The following is a 10,439-nucleotide window of genomic DNA, read 5'->3' as shown; positions in this document are numbered from 1 at the left end:
CCTCCTCGTAGAAGGTGCAGTCGCCGCAGTCGTCGGTCGCGAGCGCCCACTCGAACGTCTCGCCGGTCGGCTCGCCGTCGTCGCCCTCGGAGAGGCCGAAGGGCATCGGCCGGGCGACGTCGCGCCAGTCGTAAGACTCGTCGGACTGTACCTCGGCCGCGGCGGCGACCTCGCGGACTTCGTCCGGAAAGACCGTGGCCGTGTGGGGCTCGCGGTCGGTGTCGTCGCCCCCGTGACACCCGCCGGCGTCCGTGTCCACCTCGTCGCTCTCGCCGCTTCCGCCGCCCTCACCGACCCCTCCCCCCGCCGGCGCGCCACCCGGTTCGTCGGGGGCGTAGCCCGTACAGCAGCCGCCGCAGCGCGTGCACTCGAAGCCCATCGACTCGATGGCGTCGGCGAGGTCGGCGACGGCGAGCCCGCGGGCCCGCGAGAGCTCGGCTTCGAGCGATTCCATGGGGGTTGCTTGCGGCGCGGTCGGGTTAACGTCGTCCCTTCGCGAGGTCGGCGGCGGCGCCCCGGGGGCCCCGAGCCGCTCGCCCGCGCCGAAGGAGCGAAGTGCGACCGCTCCCTACCCGACGGGCGTGAAGGAGTACGAGCGGAAGGGGCTCCTCGAACGGGTGAACCGCGAGGCCGCGACGGTAGGCGCGGACATCCCCGAGGAGATCGAGGTCCAGGGGGAGCCGATCGAGCTGCAGTCGTTCGTCTTCGAGATCAAGCGGCGCGACTCGATTCCCCCCGGCGAGCGCGACCGCGTCGAGCGCGCGAAGCGGAACCTCCGGCGAGAGCGGATCGAGCGGCTCGAACCGATCGAGGAGAACGAGGTGAGCTACGAGCGCGGCGAGGAGCTCGCGGCGTCGATAATCGGGATCGACCGCGCGCTCGACGCCTTGGAAGGCCTCGACGCGCCCGACCCGGAGACGGAGGCGGAACGGCAGGAGGCGGCCGACCAGAAGCGCTGGATGAGCTTCCTGAAGAAGGCCCTGGGACGCGACGACGCCGGCGGAGCGAGCGGTCGCACGCGGTTCTGACGGGACGGGCCTGACGGACGCGGCTCAGGGCGACTCGAACAGGAGCCGGTAGTCGTAGTAGCGGCCCTCGTAGCGGACCCGCTCCGACCCGGACTCGGTCCACGCCGCGTCCTTGCGGACGTTGCCGTCGAGGTACGGGCGCTCGCGGAACGCCCGGAGGACCTCCGCGTACCCGTCCGAGTAGGGGTGCGACTCCTCGTACCCGCCGCGTCTGGCGGCCTCGATCACCGCCCGCGCGTCGGCCGAGAGGTCATCGCTCTCGATCCGCGCGCCGACCGTGCGCGCTCGGAGGATCGCCTCCATCCGCTCCGGCGACTCCGCGACCGGCTCGGCGACGGCGCGGTACACGGGCTCGTGGAACCGCTCGCGGGCGACCTCGACGCGGTAGACGATGTCCCGGTGCGCGACGCGGTCCGGTCCGTCCGGCGCGAGCAGTTCGCTCGCGGCGATCGCCTCATCGTCGCGGTAGACGTACCCGCCGCGCTCCACGAGTCCGACCGGCACGCCGCCCGGGTTCCCCCGCGCCCGCGCCGAGAAGTGAGCGATCCGGACGGCGCGGCGGTCCCCCCCGGGGAGCGCCTCGCTCTCGACGGCGTCGCCGTCTTCCGCGTCGATGCCGTTACCGTCCGCGTCGCTCCCGTCGGTCTCGAACAGGCGGAGCACGGGGCGGGTCGCCTCCGCCTCGTCGACGACGACGGAGTCGAGCCGGTAGTACGTGCCGTCGTGGACGGCGTACGCCGGGTCGTCGGCCGCGGACGGAAGCGGTCTCCGGTATTGGACGGTGTACCGTCCCCCGGCGCGAGCGGCCGCGAACGCGGCCTCGTCCCACCGCGGGTCGGTCTCCGCGGGGTCGACGACGCCGGTGTCCCGGAGCGTCTCGCCCGCGTCGTCGAGCGTGAGCGCCAGGACCTGATCGTCGCCGTCGGTCCCGTCCGCGGGGCCGGCCGTCAGCGAACCGTCGAGGCAGCCGGCGACCGCGCCCGCCGCCGCGACGAGACCGCCGGCGAGCACCCGGCGCCTGGAGGGGTTCGAATCGCTCATACGCGCCGTTGGTCGGGGCCACATAAATGCGCGGGCGTGACACAAAGAGCCGTCGTAGTCTAAAGGACCGTGTAGCCGTCCGATCCGGCTTCGGTCGGGCCGGCTTCGCATCCGTCGGCCTCGACCCACCGGTCCCGTTCAGTTCCCGGTGAAGTCGATCCGCGAGTCGCCGGCGTCGTCGTCGCGGGTCGCGTGGCCGAGCCGAACGAACTCGTAGGCGTCGTCGGCGAGGTAAACGCCGTCGCCGTCGACGGCCACGTCGACGCCCTCCAGCACGGCGCCCTCGCAGGGGCCGAAGTTGCAGTAGCCGCCGTCGGCCTCGAAGGTGGCGCCGTGCTTCTGACAGAACACCTCGCCGTTCCGGACGAACGCCCCGTCGTCCTTGTCGAGGCGCACGTCGGTCCAGTGCTGGCAGTAGTTCCGGAAGGCGCGCACCTCGCCGGCCGCCCGGGTGAGGATCGCCTCCGCCTCGGGGGTGCCGTCCTCGGCCGCGCCCACGTCGCCCTCGCCGTCGTCGACGCTCTCGGGGTCGACCGGCCGCAGCGTCACGAGCAGCGTACTGTCCTCGGGAACCTCGTCGACGGCGGCGATCCGACGGTCCGCGTCCATACGTATTCGTGACTGGCGGCGCGTTTCAACCTTCTGCGTTCCGCCGACACGACGGATGACGTGGGGGTTCGTGCGATCGGTGGACCGGCGCTGATCGAGGCTTTGAATCAATCTCAGCAGTAGTTACCACCATATCGCACGGTATATTTCCCCGGTAGAATGTGCGTTCGAACGTTACGTAGCCTCGGTACGTAGCGTAGTACTCTTCAGTTTTGGACGGTTCCAGTGCGTACCCACTGAATCGCAGTTTCAAAGTCATCGAACGCTTTGTTTTCTGCACCAGGGACCTCGAGCGATGACTTAAGTGAAAATTTTGTGATTCCGTTCGCAACGAACGCCCCACGCTGGTAGTTGCTCAGTTCACTGTACTCTTCTGCCGCAGCCTCCCAGACTTCGTACACTTCGTTATCAAGATGTTCGTCAACCGCAACGAAGTTCGCAGAACCAACGATATCGTCGCCGTGAGCAGCCAGCAATTCTTTAAATGCCGGAAATGCCTCAGCGCCGAACGCGTCAAAGTCGATGCCTTTCTCGAACCGGGCGACGAGGACGCCATCAGTCACTTCTAAACTCCAGTGATTACCTTGTTTACGCATATTCTAATCGATGTGAAAGAAGGTATCAATTAAAATTGTTGCTCAGATTATTTGCGATGATAGAGCAGCCGGATAACGGGGGCTGTGTCGACTATCTCATACCGCTAAACGGGCAGGCTTCCGTCCTGCTCCGTTTGGCAACGACGAACATTTCCCCATCCCCGGCCGCGACGACTCTCGCGGCTTGCTGCACCGTACTTCGTCCTCGCGGCAGCGGGACGCGAGCCGCACGCGCCACCGCAGCTCCGGGCATAACCCCAATTGCAGCCGCTCGTCGGGTTTGCGTATCGAGTGAGCGCGTCGCGTCACTCGTCGGTGGCGAGCCGGTCCGCCCCGAGGAGTCCCCCGTCGTCCAGTAGCGCGACGGTCGCCAGCCGGATCGCGTGCGGCCAGCCGAGCGGGGTCGCGCTGTCGGGCGTCCCGTCGTCGAAGAACTGCTCCGGGAGGTAGCTCGTCGGCTCGCACAGCGTACCTCCGGGGGAGACGTGCGCGAGGAGCCCGCGGGCGCGCGCCGCCATCTCGTCCGCTCGGGGATCGTCGCGGGCCCGGAGGAGGACCGCGAGCTCGGCGCAGGCGTTCGCGCCCCACGCGGTCGAGACGCTCCACACCTTCTCCGAGAGCTGCCCGGCCTGCCGCCACGCGTCGCCCTCGTAGCGGGTCAGTCCCGCTATCTCGTCGGTCTCGCGGGCGAGCCCGTCGACGACCGTCTCTACGTGCGAGACGAGCCGGTCGAGCCGCTCGCCGTCGACGGCGCCGGAATCGTCGTCGGCATCACCGCTCCCGTCAACATCGCTGCTCCCCAGCGCGTCGAACGACCGGTGCGCGCTCGCCAGCGCCAGCGTCGAGGAGTCGAGCCGGTCGTCGATCGCGCCCTCCGGCGTCTCGCGGAGCGCGTAACAGCCGCGCTCCGGCACCCAGAGGTCGTCGAGCGCCTCGTACACCCGAGTCGCCTGATCGCGGGCGTGGCCGCCGAGGTCGTCGGGGAGGGCGGCGGCGTCGAGGGCGGCACCGGGGGCGTCCGCGTCGGCGTCGTCGCCCGCGTCGCCGGCGTCGCCGTCGAGCGCGCTCGCCGCCAACCCCTCGCCGTGAAGTGCGAGCTCGCTGTACGCCTCCAGGAACGTCGCCGCGGTGTGGGCGAACCGGCCGACGCTGTCCTCCCACGCGTTCTGGCAGACGACCGGGCGGCCGTCCGCCGCCAGCGTCTCGTCGAGGCCGGCGAGCGCGGCGACGAGGGTCGCGTCGAGGTCCGGGAGGTCTACCCCCGCCGCCCGCGCCTGCGCGAGGTAGGCGACGACGCTCCCGGTCTGGTCGGCCTGGTAGTCCACGTCGGGCCCGTCCTCGATCCGGGCGTTCGCCCAGCCGGGCGCGAGCGCGCCGTCCCGCGGCCACACGCGGTGGGGCCACGAGCCGTCCGGGCGCTGGGTGGCGACGTACATCTCGGCCGAGCGGGCGTGCCAGTCGTCGAGCCCGAGCCCGAGCCGGTCGTCGGCGCCGAGGAGGAACGTCGATATCTCGGCGTCGTCGCGGAACCACGTGTAGCCGTAGCCGCCGGAGGTCGCGTAGTGGGGGTCGAAGTCGGGGCCGGCGATTCGGAGCCCGGACTCGGCCGAAAGCAGCGAGAGCACCCGGAGGTCGGCGACGACCGACTCGCGGGCCGGCGCGGACGCGGGGACCGAGGGCGTCGTCCCGTCCGCGGCCGCGGCGAGCGCGTCGACCGAGTCGAGCTCCGCGAACAGCTCGTCGAGCCGGGCGCGAGCCGCCTCGCGCGTCGTTTCGCCGCGGTCGGTCAACAGCGACGCGACCGTCGCGGCGCCGTCCTCGAAGGGGACGTCGGCGATCACCTCGCCGGAGAGACGCTCCTCGTCGCGGCGGTCGCCGTCGCGGCCGCGGGGGAGGTCGGTCGGGGACTCGTCGAGGAGCTCGGAGAACGGCGTCGGGAGCTGCCCCCGGAGGTCCGCGAAGCCGGTGGCGCTCGCGAGGAAGTCGTGCTCGTCGGCGTGGTACGCCTCGACCGCGTCGTCGTACCGGAGCTGGCCGATCCGGTCGTCGCGGCCGTCCGGGGCGAACCGGGCGTAGACGACGAGCGAGAGGGCCTCGGGGTCGACGTTCGCGTGGCCGTCTTCGCCGACGTCGACCGTCGCGCGCGTGACGTGCGCGCTCCCGACCGTCGCGTCGTGGCGGGTCACGGTCGCGGCGTCAGCCTCGTGGACCGTCTCGATCAGGGTCGCGTCGCCGACGTACCGCTGCTCGGTGGGGACCTCGTCGAGCCAGGCGACGTCGCCGCCGACCGCGAGCCCGATCCGCGAGCGGACCAGCCCGGTCCGCCCGGTCAGCGGGTAGCCGAAGTCCCGGAGCTCGCCGCCCTCGTCGACGTGGACCAGCCGCCCGTCGCCGCCGGAGAACCGCCCGGTCACGGTCCGCCGCTCGCCGGGGAACCGGGTGGGGTGTCCGGCGTTGCGCTTGTAGTCGTCCAGCGCGTCGCGGAGTTGCATTACGCGGCCGGACGCCCCCGCAGCGTATCAGTTTTCGGTGTCTCGGTCGGTCGCGCGCCCGCCGGACGGAAACCCTCAAGCCGGGGGCCGCCCGGGTACCCCCATGCACGAGCCGGGACCCCCGCGGACGACGAGCGTCGGCGAGTCGGTCGAGCTGGCGCCGCGATCCCCGGAGCCGAACGGGAGGTACGAGTGGACGGTCCGCGACGCGCCGCCCGGAAGCGCCGTCCGCCGCGGCGACGGGCCGGAGGGCGAAGCGGACGGACGGAGGGAGCCGGTCCTCCGCCGCGGGGCGACGAGTCGGTCGGACGCGCCGGTCGTCCACCTCCGGCCGGACGCGCCGGGGACCTACGTCCTGACGCTCGACGCGCCGGACGGGGCGCACCGCCAGCGCGTGCGCGCCTTCCCGGACGAGCGCCGGGAGGTCGAACTCCGCGTTCCCGCGGCGGAGCTCCCCGCCGACGACGCCGACCGCGTCTCGCTGCTGTGGGCGCACAACGACCGGCTCCTCGCCCGCGACCGCCCCGAGCGCGACGGCGACGACTGGGTCGTCGAGACCCGCGCGCCGCCCGGCCGTCACGGGTTCGGCTTCGTCGTCGACGACGACCGGAGCACCGAACGCGGCGGCGTCGTCGAGGTTTCGGGTCCCGGACGCCCCCGTCTCTCACTCGACGCGCGCGTCGAGGAGGGGGAAGGCGGCGACGCCGAGAGAAGCAGCGCGGGCGGCGCGGACGACGAGGACGACGAGCCGACGGTCGTCCTGACGGCCGACGTCGACGCCCCGCCAGCGCTGGGCGACGCCGACGGATCGGACGAGGTCGACGGCGGTAGCCGAGACCGCGACGTCGACGTCGAGTTCCTCGTCGACGACCGCGACGCCGACCCCGAGACGGTCGCACGGATCGAGTCGCTGGCGGGCGGCGCCGCGCTCTCGATCCCGATCGACGAACTCCCCGATACCGCGCTCGACGGCGACGGGTTCCGGGTCCACGCGGTCCCGCACGCGGGACGGTACGGGGCGGTCGAGACGGTGCGGATCGGGCGCGACGGCGACCCCGGGGGGCGCTCGTCGGTCGCGGTCGCAGATCCCCACACCCCGCCCGCGTGGGCCGACGCGCCGACGATCTACGAGGTCTTCGTCAGGTCGTTCGCGGGCGACACCCTGCCGACGACGTTCCGCGAGATCGAGCGCCGGGTCCCGTACTTGGAGAGCCTGCGCGTCGACGCGCTCTGGTTGACCCCCGTGCTCGCCTCGCCGACGGAGCACGGCTACCACGTCACCGACTACTACGAGACGGCGAGCGACCTCGGCTCGCGCGAGGCGTTCGAGTCGCTCGTCGAGACCTGCCACGACGCCGGGATCCGGGTGATATTCGATCTCGTCATCAACCACACCTCCCGCGATCACCCCGCCTTCCAGCTGCACGCCGCGGGCGTCGAGGAGTACGCCGACCATTACCGGCGGACAGACGGCGCATTCGACGTGACGGACACCGACTGGGCGGAACTCGACGACGGCGACGCGCCGGAGTACTACTTCGACTGGGGACGGATCCCCAACCTCAACTTCGACAGCCCGACCGTCCGCGCGTGGCTGCTCGACGTGGTCGACGAGTGGGCCGCCGTCGTCGACGGCTTCCGCGCCGACGTGGCGTGGGGAGTCCCGCACGGCTTCTGGAAGGAGGTCGGCGACCGCGTCCCCGACGACTGCCTCCTGCTCGACGAGACGCTCCCGCACGACCCCTCCTACGGCGAGGGGGAGTTCGACCTCCACTACGACAGCTCCCTGTACGAGGTCCTCGGCGACGTCGGCGCCGGGAGGACCCCCGCGGACGCGGTCGCCGGCGCGTTCGACCGCGCCGCGTGGCTCGGCTTCGACGATCCGAGCCGCCAGATGCGCTACGTCGAGAACCACGACGAGGAGCGGTACCTCGCCGAGCACGGTCGCGACGCGCTGAAGGCCGCCGCCGCGACCGTCTTCGGGCTCCCCGGCGCGCCGATGATCTACGCCGGGCAGGAGCGCGGCAACGAGACGTACCGGGGCCCCGTACGCTGGCACGACGGCGACAACGACCTCACCGACTTCCACCGCGACCTCGCCGCGCTCCGCCGGCGGGAGCCGCTCCTCCGCGAGGGCGCCGTCGCGTTCGACGCCGCCGGCGTGACCGTCGTCGACGGCGACCCCGAGCGGGTGACCGCGTGGGTCCGGACGGGGGCGAGCGACGGCGAGGGATCGAGCGAGGACGAGCCGGACGGCGGAGGGGCGGGCGGCGGCCCCGACGCGCCCGCCGACGGCGACGCCCTCCTCGTCGTCGTCAACTTCGCGAGCGAGCCCGCGACCGTCGCGATCCCGGACGGGTTCGAGGCCGACCTGTTCGACGGGACGGCCGTCGGGGACGGGAGCGAGGTCGGAAACGGGAGTGAGACCCGAGACGGGGTCGAAATCGGGGACCGGATCGAGGTCGGCGCCGTCGCCGTCCTCAGGTGAGGGTCAGATGCCCTCGGGCTCCTGTTACCGATCGTCTCGCCGCCGACCGCGCACCGCCGTCTGCGGTCACGTCGCGGTCGCGCTCCGCATCGGTCACTCCCCCAGGCTCGGGTGCGTCTCCTGCGGGTCGGGATGCGGTTCTGCGAACCGCTCGCGGGTCGCGTCCAGCGAGGCGGCCTCGCGTTCGCGGCGCTCGTCGTCGTCGATCTCCTCGCACCCCGGCGGTACCTCGCGCCCGCGGTCGGTGAAGTACCCCGCCGGCGCCACCCAGTCGTGGTAGAAGGGGGCGTCGTCGTCCTCCAGTAACGTGACCGCGACCTCGGCGCCGTGGCCGGCACACACCGCCGCCTGATGCGGCTTCTCCGCGAGCCGCCCCGCCGCGTACAGGCCGTCGACGCCGGTCCGGCCGCGCTCGTCGACGTCGACGTACGCCTTCCCGCGGTCGAGGATCCCGACGCCGTCGATGCCGTCGAGGTAGCCGACCTCGTTCTTCGTGGCCGCGACGACGTGCCGCGTCCGGATCCGGTCGTCGCCGTCGGTCTCGACGGCGAAGCGGGGGGCGCCTCTGTCGGGGCCGTCGCCGTCGGTACCGGCGGAGTCAGCGTCGCCGGAACTGTCGAGCGCCGCAACCCGCGTCACCCGCGCGTCGAGCCGGTCCGCGCCCGCGGTCTCGGCCTGCTCGCCGAGGAGGTCGAGCAGCCGTCTGGCGTTCACGCCGAGCGGGAAGCCCGGGAAGTTCTCCAGGTGAGCGTTCCGCCGGAGGATCGACTCGCCGGCGTCGACCACGAGGGTGTCGAGTCCCTGCCGCGCGGTGAAGACGGCCGCCGAGAGCCCGGCGACGCCGCCGCCGACGACGACCGCGTCGCGGTCGGCGGTCGCGTCGTCGCTCATTGGTCGATCACCCGTCGAGTCCGTCGAGACCGGTTCGCCGTCCGCCCGTGAGTCAGATCCATACCCGTCGACGCGGGCGAGAGGGGGTAGGAGCTTCGGTCCCGCGGGTCGGTCGCGATGCGCGGTCGAGCGACCGTGGGCGCCTCGCTCATCGACGCACCCGAACCGGGTCGGCGGCGGCGATGAACGGCTCGTCGCCGTCGGTCGCCGCGAACGCGAGGCCGCCGCACGCGTCGCGTTCGACCCGCCACGTCGGCAGCGCCGGGACGCCGTAGTCGGTCGGGTCGCGATAGGTCGCCGCGACGGCCCACTCGCGGGCGCGCATCTACCGGTCCCCCCGGACGGCGTCCGCGACCCGCTCGCGGTCGATCGGACGCGTCTCCTCCGGGATTACCGGAGACGGAGACGCCTCGTACCACGGTTTACGCCCCGAGTGCATCGCGACCCGTCCGTCCGCGTCTCGTCGCATATTATTTAGGCCAGCCTAAAAAAGTAAATCGGTTCAGGTCGGAGAATCGAATTTCGTATCGCGCTATGCGATTTACTCGGCCGCGAACGTCCGAACCGTCTCGAACGAGCCGTCGGCGACAGCGGCGGCGATCCCCTCGATATCGGCGTCTCGGGGGACCTCGTGGGGATATTTTCGGCTGAAGTACCGCAGGAGGTTCGCGATATCGCGTTCGAGGAACTCGCGGGCGTTCTCGTGGTCGACGGGGACCGCCTGCGGCCAGTCGAAGATCGTGACGCCGCTCTCGGCGACCGCGACGTTGTGTTCGGACATGTCAGCGTGGACCCAGCCGAGGTCGTGCGCGGTGACCAGTTCGCGGAGGACTAAATCGAGGACCGCGGAGGCCTGTTCGGGTTCGAGCGTCGCGCGGGCGAGTTCCGCGCCGTCGAACTTGTCCATCACGATGGCGTGGCGGTTGTGATCGACGGGTCGCGGCACGCTCACGTCGGGGTACATCGCCTCCATCGCCTCGTACTCGCGCTCGGCCGCCTTGCGCGCGGTGTACATCCACGAGACGTGGTCGCGGTCGGCGGTGTACTCGCGCTCGCGGTTCACCTCGCGGAAGTTGGTGTACCCCTCGCGGTGGTACTTCAGCGCGAGCGGCTTGAACGACTGCGCCTCGTACACGTCGCCCTCCTTACCGAACCCCAGGGGCGAGCCCACGCCGTCGATCGTCTCGCGCTCGGCGAACGTCCGGAGCGCCAGGGCGTCGTACCCCTCGAAGGTGAGCTGGTACCCCTCGTACTGGATCGTCTTCCGCTGGATCAGCTCGCGGTCGAGACACCG

The 10,439-nt window shown here is 71.7% G+C and carries 10 protein-coding genes and 1 pseudogene; 2 read left to right on the top strand and 9 right to left on the bottom strand.

Translation table 11 applies throughout. The annotated features are described in order from the left end of the window. Nucleotides 1-454, bottom strand: a pseudogene (locus tag SD626R_RS01640) (YkgJ family cysteine cluster protein); the annotation flags it as partial. Nucleotides 455-581: 127 nt separating this feature from the next. Between SD626R_RS01640 and SD626R_RS01635 the strand changes: the two are divergent. Continuing rightward, entirely contained in the window at nucleotides 582-1,028 is a 447-nt protein-coding gene (locus SD626R_RS01635) for a DUF5788 family protein (RefSeq protein WP_092562592.1), read from the top strand. A 24-nt stretch (nucleotides 1,029-1,052) separates the two neighbouring features. Here SD626R_RS01635 and SD626R_RS01630 read toward each other — a convergent pair whose 3' ends face one another. The 4 genes from SD626R_RS01630 to SD626R_RS01620 all read right to left on the bottom strand — a co-directional run bounded on the left by SD626R_RS01630 (nucleotide 1,053) and on the right by SD626R_RS01620 (nucleotide 5,766). Continuing rightward, the gene (locus tag SD626R_RS01630; RefSeq protein ID WP_092562589.1) at nucleotides 1,053-2,069 is read right to left on the bottom strand and encodes a hypothetical protein; all 1,017 of its coding nucleotides are present in this window, start codon (nucleotides 2,067-2,069) and stop codon (nucleotides 1,053-1,055) included. Nucleotides 2,070-2,207: 138 nt separating this feature from the next. After that, complete coding sequence (locus SD626R_RS01625; RefSeq protein ID WP_092562586.1) at nucleotides 2,208-2,678, bottom strand: Rieske (2Fe-2S) protein; 471 nt, start codon at nucleotides 2,676-2,678, stop codon at nucleotides 2,208-2,210. 206 nt (nucleotides 2,679-2,884) lie between these two features. Beyond that, a complete protein-coding gene (locus tag SD626R_RS16220; RefSeq protein WP_137782681.1) occupies nucleotides 2,885-3,274 on the bottom strand; it encodes a hypothetical protein in 390 nt (129 codons plus the stop codon). Between the two features lie 305 nt (nucleotides 3,275-3,579). After that, entirely contained in the window at nucleotides 3,580-5,766 is a 2,187-nt protein-coding gene (locus tag SD626R_RS01620) for a DUF7997 domain-containing protein (protein WP_092562583.1), read from the bottom strand. Nucleotides 5,767-5,869: 103 nt separating this feature from the next. On the opposite strand from SD626R_RS01620, the gene SD626R_RS01615 reads away from it, so the two are divergent. Then, entirely contained in the window at nucleotides 5,870-8,254 is a 2,385-nt protein-coding gene (locus SD626R_RS01615; protein ID WP_092562580.1) for an alpha-amylase family glycosyl hydrolase, read from the top strand. Between the two features lie 93 nt (nucleotides 8,255-8,347). On the opposite strand, the gene SD626R_RS01610 is transcribed toward SD626R_RS01615, so the two are convergent. The 4 genes from SD626R_RS01610 to SD626R_RS01605 all read right to left on the bottom strand — a co-directional run. Beyond that, a complete protein-coding gene (locus SD626R_RS01610) occupies nucleotides 8,348-9,145 on the bottom strand; it encodes an FAD-binding protein (RefSeq protein WP_092562577.1) in 798 nt (265 codons plus the stop codon). Nucleotides 9,146-9,293: 148 nt separating this feature from the next. Beyond that, nucleotides 9,294-9,470 (bottom strand): hypothetical protein, encoded by a 177-nt coding sequence (locus SD626R_RS16640; RefSeq protein WP_176697244.1) that lies wholly within the window; start codon nucleotides 9,468-9,470, stop codon nucleotides 9,294-9,296. Next, nucleotides 9,471-9,614 carry a hypothetical protein gene (locus SD626R_RS16635; RefSeq protein WP_158298359.1) on the bottom strand — a complete coding sequence of 48 codons (144 nt, stop codon included), beginning with the start codon at nucleotides 9,612-9,614 and terminating at the stop codon, nucleotides 9,471-9,473. It lies immediately after the preceding gene. 72 nt (nucleotides 9,615-9,686) lie between these two features. Then, nucleotides 9,687-10,439 (bottom strand): RIO1 family regulatory kinase/ATPase domain-containing protein (locus tag SD626R_RS01605; RefSeq protein WP_092562574.1); only part of this gene is annotated, 753 nt, incomplete at its 5' end.

The organism is Halorubrum sp. SD626R (assembly GCF_001261915.1).
Lineage (GTDB): Archaea > Halobacteriota > Halobacteria > Halobacteriales > Haloferacaceae > Halorubrum.
Note: the sequence above shows the minus strand (reverse complement) of the source record. Positions and strands in the feature narration are given on the sequence as shown.

Excerpts from the sequence above, each read along its gene's own strand:
- SD626R_RS01630 (WP_092562589.1), bottom strand. The coding sequence starts at position 2,069 with ATGAGCGATTCGAACCCCTCCAGGCGCCGGGTGCTCGCCGGCGGTCTC.
- SD626R_RS01625 (WP_092562586.1), bottom strand. The coding sequence starts at position 2,678 with ATGGACGCGGACCGTCGGATCGCCGCCGTCGACGAGGTTCCCGAGGAC.
- SD626R_RS16220 (WP_137782681.1), bottom strand. The coding sequence starts at position 3,274 with ATGCGTAAACAAGGTAATCACTGGAGTTTAGAAGTGACTGATGGCGTC.
- SD626R_RS01620 (WP_092562583.1), bottom strand. The coding sequence starts at position 5,766 with ATGCAACTCCGCGACGCGCTGGACGACTACAAGCGCAACGCCGGACAC.
- SD626R_RS01615 (WP_092562580.1), top strand. The coding sequence starts at position 5,870 with ATGCACGAGCCGGGACCCCCGCGGACGACGAGCGTCGGCGAGTCGGTC.
- SD626R_RS01610 (WP_092562577.1), bottom strand. The coding sequence starts at position 9,145 with ATGAGCGACGACGCGACCGCCGACCGCGACGCGGTCGTCGTCGGCGGC.
- SD626R_RS16640 (WP_176697244.1), bottom strand. The coding sequence starts at position 9,470 with ATGCGCGCCCGCGAGTGGGCCGTCGCGGCGACCTATCGCGACCCGACC.
- SD626R_RS16635 (WP_158298359.1), bottom strand. The coding sequence starts at position 9,614 with ATGCGACGAGACGCGGACGGACGGGTCGCGATGCACTCGGGGCGTAAA.